The sequence below is a fragment of the Nocardiopsis lucentensis DSM 44048 genome, from assembly GCF_000341125.1.
Taxonomy (GTDB): Bacteria; Actinomycetota; Actinomycetes; order Streptosporangiales; family Streptosporangiaceae; genus Nocardiopsis; species Nocardiopsis lucentensis.
Genome location: NZ_ANBC01000457.1, coordinates 1 through 7,329, shown reverse-complemented (window position 1 = coordinate 7,329; position 7,329 = coordinate 1). Strand labels below are relative to the sequence as shown.

Genomic DNA, 7,329 nt, shown 5'->3' with positions numbered 1-7,329 from the left:
GACCCTGGCCGGAGCGCTCCTGGTCACCGACCTGGGCGATCGGCTGGACCCGTCGGGTTCGGCCGACGCCTCCCCCTCCCCCGCCGGGCAGATCGGGAGCGCCGTCGCGGACGACTCCGCCGCCCCCGACGCGGCGACCGACGACGACTTCTTCGAGGCCCCGGCCACGACACCAGAGGAGACCGAGCGTGCCGACTCCGCCGGGACCGCGACCGCCCAGGCCACGGCCCCCGCGGCGACCGGAGGGGCCGACGGCGGAGCGGACTCGGACACACAGGACGGCTCCGAGGGCGATTCGGAACGGGAGGGTTCCGGCGGCGGTGGGAACGGGAGCTCCGACGCCCCATCGGCTCCTCTGAGCGGACCGGCCGAGGGCCAGGTGGTCCAACTGGTCAACGCCGAGCGCGCCGACGCCGGCTGCGGCCCGCTGCGTGTGGACGACCAGCTGACGGCGGCCGCCCAGGAGCACAGCGAGGACATGGACGCCCGCGACTACATGGCGCACGTGAACCCGGACGGCGAGGGACCGGGCGACCGGGCCCTACGCCACGGGTACGACTCGTGGGGCGCGGAGAACGTCGCCAAGGGCCAGACCAGCGCCGAGCAGGTGATGGAGGCCTGGATGAACAGCAAGGACCACCGCGACAACATCCTCAACTGCGGTCTCGTCGCGATCGGCGTGGGCGAGCACAACAACGCCTGGACCCAGGTGTTCGGCTGGGAGTAGCGGCCCTACCCGCGACGAACGGGCCGCGCCCCCGTGGGTGCGGCCCGCTCGCGTGCGGCGGGAGAGCGCGGCGGCTGATGGTCCTGAGCCAGAAGGAAGCCACAGCGGTGCCCGCCTCGGTGTGAGGAGAGCGCCGGGACTCATCCATGAGCGGTGGAGCCCTCTTCGAGGGCGAGAAGGAAGCCCTGGCATGGCCTCACCGCCCCCGTGGGGTCCACGGGGACGAGTCCCAAGCGCGCTGGGGAGGAGAGCGGAACGGCTGCGTTCTTATAGATAGAAATGGAGAAGGAAGCCGCTCCAGTGCCTCCCCAGGCCGCGGAACCACCATGAACCACGGCCGGGCCGGGGTGGAGTGCACGGAGGCTGGTTCAAAAGGGGCGCGGTGAGTCCCGGTTTTGGAAGGAAGCCCCGAGATGCCGCCCCGGACCGCCAGACTAACGCACCGCCGCGACGCGGGTCATCCGGTTTTCTCCGGGCTTCCCGTCTCCTCGGCCACGGCGTCCGGCAGCAGACCGGGCAGTTCCGTCTGGGTGATCACCTCGGCCCCTTCGGGCAGCCCCTCCGGGCGTTCCAGGCCGACGTAGGCGACCCGGCGCCCCTCGATCTCCTCCGGAGCGGGCGGCCCCTCGTACCCGCGGATCTCGGAGCCGTTCTCGGCCATCAGGTCCAGCAGGTCGCCGACGGTGAGGTAGGTCCGCTCGACGACGGCGCGCGCCATCAGCCGCGCGGGCGCGCCCGTGGTGTCGATCCGGTTGAACAGCTCCTCCCCCGGCAGGAACAGGTGCGTCCACCGGGCGTACCACGTCCCGTCGTCGCCCCGGCTGAACACCAGCGGGACCACGACCCGGGCGGAGCCCTCCAGGTCCGATCGCACACGCACCGTCGCGGGTTCGAAGGGCACGCCCCTCTGCTCACCGTCCCGGTCCATGTATCCGAAGAACGCCTCGGGCAGGAAGTCGAACCGGTCACCGCTGTACACCAGCACCTCGGGTACCACGTGCCGGGCCTCGACACGGTTCAGGTCCAGGTCGATCATCTCCGTGGCTCCGTCGGGGCCGGGGGCCTCCACGAGGTCCCCGGAGTGGACGATCCCGGTCCCCTCGAGGTTGGTCCAGGACACCTGGCCCGCCGGGGCGAAGTCGTCGTCGAGCAGCATCACCGACAGGTCCAGGTCCGTGGTCTGGTGGGCGTCCCGCCAGTGGACGAAGAACCGCAGCCGGTCGCCCTCCACCGGCGTGACGGTGCCGCGCGGCAGCACTCCCATGCCCTTGGCCGTGCCCTTGCCCGAGCGCGGAACGGCGACGGACCGGACGGCGGGGTCGGCCAGGACCAGGTCGAAGCGGCGCAGCCGCTCGGCCAGACAGGCGTCCAGGGCCGCGACCACGGCGGCCACGTCCTCCTTCGGCAACGGCGGACGGTCGTCCGCCTCGGTCCAGCCTCGTGCGCTCTGGTTGGCGAACAGGCGCGCCACCCCTGGGACGTCGCGGCCCGCGAGCTGTTCGCGCGCCGCGACCAGGACCCGTCCGGCGACCCGCTCGCAGCGCTGGCGGACCGCCCCGGCCAGCCGTGCGCCAAAGCCCGGCCCTCCCGCGACCAGGAGCCGGTCCAGGGTGCGCACGAGTACACCGGGCTGGCCGGACAGCAGGGCGAGGGCCCGGTCGACGTTCCCGTCCAGGAAGGCGGCCTCGACCCGCGCGTTGAACGTGCGCACACGGCGGTCGCCCCGCGCGACGGCGAACACCTCACGGGCGTGCTTCCACCGGGGGTACTCGTGCGGGTGCAGCCCCTCGCCGAGGCGTTTCCAGGCCTCGGTGTGCCGCCCGACGTCGGTGAGCTTGTCGGGGTGGTCGGCGATCACACCGTCCAGCGCGGCCAGCAGCGCCCTGCGTTCACGGCGGCGGAAGGAGCGCAGGCGCGCGGGTTCGCCCAGCGTCGGGTCGCCGTCGGACAGGGCTTGGGCGAGCCGCAGCACGTCCGTGGCGGTGTCGACGTCGGGGACGTGCCCGGCCCGGACGCGGGCGGCGTTGACCAGGGCGCGGTTCTCCCGGATCGGGATGCTCTTCGGCGGCTCCCCCTCGGCGTGCTCGTCGGCGAGCCTGGCCAGGAGGGATCGGTCGGTGTCGCCCAACGGGACCGTGCTGCCCGCCAGCTCCTCGTAGAGCGCCCGGGCCTCCTCCTCCAGGGTGCGGCCCAGGTGCAGGAGGGTGAACCGGTCCTTGGCCGAGGAGACGAAGGCGTCGCGCGAGGCGGCGAGCTCGGCGTAGGTGTGCTGGTAGCGGCCGTAGCTCGGCAGGTCGAGGAGGTTGACCGTACCGTCGGGCAGAACGACCGGTCCCCCGTGGTCGGGGGCGGTGAGCGCCTCGGCCAGGCACCCGGTCCAGAACTCCAGGGTGTCGGGAACGTTGTCGGGGAAGTCGCGGAAGTAGACGTTGTGCGCCACGTGCGCGCCGACCAGCTCGCGGACCGCGCCCAGGACGACCCGGGCCGTGCGCGTGACGGCGTCCGGTTCGAGTCCGGCCAGGTGCGCGCGCAGTTCGGCGGTGAGCCCGAAGCCCGCCGACAGCAGGGCGGCGTCGAGCTGGCGTGTGGCGGCGGAGCCGTCACCGGGCGCACCCGTGGGCGGGGGGACGCGGAGGGTTCGCTGGATGATCTCGGTGTGCACCATGTCCGGAGATGGTGCCATCGGCCCCCGACATCCACCACGGGTTTTCCGTCCGGGGACGGGAGCCGCCCCGGANNNGGCGGGTGTCCGGGGCGGACGGAAGGCGGATCAGGCGCGGCCGATGGCGCTGCACACGGCCTTCAGGGAGGCCGTGGTGATGCTGTTGTGGATGCCCACGCCCCACACCACGTTCCCGTCGATCTCGGCCTCCACGTAGGCGGCGGCCCGGGCGTCGCCGTCCCCGCCCAGCGAGTGCTCGACGTAGTCCATGACGCGGACCTTGACGTCGACGTCGGTCAGGGCGTCGCAGAACGCCGAGATCGGGCCGTTGCCGGTGCCGGTCAGCTCGCGGATCTCGCCGTTGACGCGGGCGTCGGCCTCGATCCGGTACGTGCCGTCCTCGGCGGTGGTGGACCGGTGGGCCAGGACCGCGACCGGACCGGACTCGGCCAGGTAGGTGTCGGAGAAGATCTCCCAGATCCGCTCGCCCGCGAACTCGCCGCCCTCGGCGTCGGTGTGCTCCTGGATGACCCGGGAGAACTCGATCTGCAGGCGGCGCGGCAGGTCCAGCGCGTGGTCGCGCTGCATGATGTAGGAGACGCCGCCCTTGCCGGACTGGCTGTTGACGCGGATGACCGCCTCGTAGTTGCGACCCACGTCCTTGGGGTCGATGGGCAGGTAGGGCACGTCCCACGGGTACTCGTCGACCGGGGTGCCGGCCGCGGCGGCCTCGGCCTGCAGAGCGGTGAAGCCCTTCTTGATGGCGTCCTGGTGGGAGCCGGAGAAGGCGGTGTAGACCAGGTCGCCGCCGTAGGGGTGGCGCGGGGCCACGGGCAGCTGGGTGCAGTGCTCGACGGTGCGGCGGATCTCGTCGATGTCGGAGAAGTCGATCCGGGGGTCCACGCCCTGGCTGAACAGGTTCAGGCCCAGGGTGACCAGGCAGACGTTGCCGGTGCGCTCGCCGTGTCCGAACAGGCAGCCCTCGACGCGGTCGGCCCCGGCCATGACGGCCAGTTCGGCGGAGGCCACGCCGGTGCCGCGGTCGTTGTGCGGGTGGACCGACACCACCACGTGCTCGCGGCGGGTCAGGTTGCGGCTCATCCACTCGATCTGGTCCGCGTAGACGTTGGGGGTGGCGCGCTCGACCGTGGCGGGCAGGTTCAGGATGATCTCGCGGCCCGGGCCCGGCCGCCAGACGTCCATGACCGCCTCGCAGACCTCCAGGGCGAAGTCCAGTTCGGTGTCGACGAAGATCTCGGGCGAGTACTCGTAGCCGAAGTACTCGGTCTCGCCCAGGTACTGCTCGGCGAAGCGCATGACGTGCCGGGTGCCCTCGACGGCGATGTCCTTGCACTGGTCGCGGTCGACGCGAAAGACCACGCGGCGGAAGGTCGGGGCGGTGGCGTTGTACAGGTGCACGGTGGAGCGCTTGGCGCCGACCAGGCTCTGTACGGTGCGCTCGATCAGGTCCTCGCGGGCCTGGGTCAGCACGGAGATCTGGACGTCGTCGGGGATCAGGTCGTCCTCGATCAGGGACCGGACGAAGTCGAAGTCGGTCTGGCTGGCGGCGGGGAAGCCGACCTCGATCTCCTTGTAGCCCATCTTGACCAGCAGTTCGAACATCTCGCGCTTGCGCGCGTTGTCCATCGGCTCGATCAGCGACTGGTTGCCGTCGCGCAGGTCCGTGGACAGCCACCGGGGCGCCTCGGTGATGGTCCTGGACGGCCACGTGCGGTCGGGCAGGTCGACCGGCTTGAAGGGCTGGTAACGCTGGAAGGGCATGGAGCTGGGCTGCTGCTGCGGCACCATCGGGTGTCTCCTCGAAGGATGTGCTGGCGTGAGGTCAGTGGCCGACCAGGGCAAGCCGAAGTCCCGCGGCGAGGGAGCCGACCGTCTAACGACCCCCGCCGCGGCCACTAAGGAGAAGCAGCTCGCGCAGCATAGTGGTCGTCACGCTAGCAGAGTGTTCCGGAATGCTGGTACCCGGCGTCCACATTCTGGGACACGTGTCGCGTGACCTGGTCCCCTCCGTCAATGGAAACAGCGGCGTCGTCTGAGAATGGCGGCGTCGCGGCCGTACCCCGTTCACTACGACCGCGACGCCCGTCTGTTCATTCCCCGGAGGGGACGGGCCCCTGGAGGCTCAGGCCTCCGGCAGGGGCTCGAACTCCTTGACCGCGTCGATCGAGGGTCCGTGCGGCGTGTTGGCCTCGCGCTCGATCATGATCTCGACCAGGACCGGACGCGAGGTGGCCTTGGCCTCCTTGCGCGCCCACTCCAGGGACTCCCGGATGTCGTTCGGGTCGGCGACCCGGCGGCCGGAGCAGCCGTAGGCCTCCATGATCTTGACGTTGTCGGTGCCGAACTCGTCGTAGTGGATGTCGACCTGGTAGTTCATCTCGTACGGGATCGAGGCCTGGCGGATGAGGCCCAGGTACTCGTTGTTGATCATGATGATCACGTACGGGACGTTGTACTGGGCGGCGACGGCCAGCTCTTCGACCATGTACTGGAAGCCGTAGTCGCCGACGATGCCGACGACCTCGGCGTCCGGCTCGGTGTTCTTGAGCGCCTTCTTGACGCCGATGGCGGCCGGGATCTCCCAGCCCAGCGGGCCCGCCTGGCCGCAGATCTGGTAGTGGCGCGGCTTGTAGGCCTTCTGGTGCTGACCACCCCAGATCTGGTAGAGGCCGATCGCGGTGACGAAGTAGGTGTCGGCGTCGAAGACCTCGTTGATCTCCTTGTAGACGCGCGGCGCCTTGATCGGCACGCTGTCGAAGTCCTCGCGGCGGGTCATGGTCCGCTTGAGTTCACCGACGCGGTCGACCCACGGCTGGACCTCGGCCTTCTCGCCCCGGGCCTTGGCGGCCTCCAGGAGCGCGGACAGGAACAGCTTGGCGTCGGAGACCACGCCCAGGTCCGGCTCGAAGACCCGGCCGATCTGGGTGGGCTCGATGTCGACGTGGATGAACGTGCGGTCGCCCCGGTAGACGTCGATCTGGCCGGTGTGGCGGTCGCCGAAGCGCGCGCCGACCGCCAGGACCAGGTCCGACTCCAGGAAGGAGGCGTTGCCGTAGCGCTGGGAGGTCTGGACACCGGTCATGCCGGAGTACAGCGGGCTGTCCTCGTCGAAGGAGCCCTTGCCCATCAGCGTGACCTGGACGGGGACGTTCAGGTACTCGGCGAGTTCCTTGAGCTCCTCGGAGGCCTCGGACAGGATCACACCGCCGCCGGCCAGCAGCAGCGGGCGCTCGGCGGCCAGGAGCATGTCCAGGGCGCGCTCGACGCGCGGCTGGTGCGGCTCGACGGAGTTGATCCTCAGCGGGGCGTCGATGGCGGGGTCGTACTCGATGACCTGCTTGGCGACGTCCAGCGGGATGTCGACCAGGACGGGACCGGGACGGCCCTCCTGGGCGACGCGGAAGGCCTCGCGGAAGATCCAGGGTGCGGTGGCCGCCTCCCTGATCTGCACGGCCCACTTGGTGACGGGCTTGGCGATCTCGACGATGTCGACCGCCTGGAAGCCCTCCTTGTCCAGGAGGGAGGTCATGGCCTGGCCGGTGATGCAGACGATCGGGACGGAGTCCGCCATCGCCGTGTACAGGCCGGTGATCATGTTGGTGCCGGCGGGGCCGGAGGTGCCGATGGCCACACCCACCTTGCCGGTGGTGCGCGACCACCCGTCCGCCATGTGGGTGGCGCCCTCCTCGTGGCGGACGGTCAGGTGCTCGATGCCACCGACGTCCTCCATCGCCTTGTAGAGGGGCAGGATGGCGGCGCCGGGGCAACCGAACGCGGTGTCCACGCCTTCGTCCTTGAGGACCTCGATGACAGCGTTCATCGCGGGCATCTGTACCATTTGAAGCGAACCCTTCAGTGCTAGGGGGGTTGACGGATTCCGCCGGCGGGACCCAGGGTGCGGCCAACACCCGAGGCCGCC

4 protein-coding genes are annotated in these 7,329 nt (G+C 70.7%); 1 reads left to right on the top strand and 3 read right to left on the bottom strand.

From position 1 onward, the window contains the following. Positions 1–727, top strand: a 727-nt coding sequence (locus D471_RS0116120) for a CAP domain-containing protein (protein ID WP_017599578.1), incomplete at its 5' end; no start/stop codon positions are given. A gap of 457 nt (positions 728–1,184) precedes the next feature. Here the strand turns inward: D471_RS0116120 and D471_RS34660 are convergent. The 3 genes from D471_RS34660 to gcl form a co-directional block, all read right to left on the bottom strand. Beyond that, positions 1,185–3,392 (bottom strand): TerD family protein, encoded by a 2,208-nt coding sequence (locus tag D471_RS34660; protein WP_017599577.1) that lies wholly within the window; start codon positions 3,390–3,392, stop codon positions 1,185–1,187. Positions 3,393–3,497: 105 nt separating this feature from the next. Then, positions 3,498–5,198 carry a 2-isopropylmalate synthase gene (gene leuA / locus D471_RS0116110; protein ID WP_017599576.1) on the bottom strand — a complete coding sequence of 567 codons (1,701 nt, stop codon included), beginning with the start codon at positions 5,196–5,198 and terminating at the stop codon, positions 3,498–3,500. A 334-nt stretch (positions 5,199–5,532) separates the two neighbouring features. After that, entirely contained in the window at positions 5,533–7,248 is a 1,716-nt protein-coding gene (gcl, locus tag D471_RS0116105; protein WP_017599575.1) for a glyoxylate carboligase, read from the bottom strand. Between the last annotated feature and the right edge of the window lie 81 nt (positions 7,249–7,329).